1 protein-coding gene is annotated in these 269 nt (G+C 48.0%); it reads right to left on the reverse strand.

What is annotated here, in order from left to right; all coding sequences use genetic code 11:
* Positions 1 to 18: 18 nt before the first annotated feature.
* Positions 19 to 269, reverse strand: a 251-nt coding sequence (locus tag ACTHSP_RS23750) for an ATP synthase beta subunit C-terminal domain-containing protein (RefSeq protein WP_440347204.1), incomplete at its 5' end; no start/stop codon positions are given.

A 269-nucleotide genomic window follows, 5' to 3' on the forward strand; every position in this document is an offset into this window, starting at 1 on the left:
GTGCTCATGCCGGCCTCCTTAGTTTAAGGTTTTCGCTTTCTCATCCGCTTCTTCGATGCCGCCTACCATATAGAACGCTTGTTCAGGCAGATGGTCGTATTCGCCGTTAAAGATGGCTTTAAAGCCGGCGATGGTGTCACGCAATGAAACGTATTTGCCTGGAGAACCTGTAAATACTTCGGCAACGTGGAACGGTTGAGACAGGAATCGTTGGATTTTACGGGCACGCATCACAGTCAGTTTGTCTTCGTCAGACAATTCGTAAATAC

The organism is Neisseria sp. P0001.S005 (assembly GCF_051963715.1).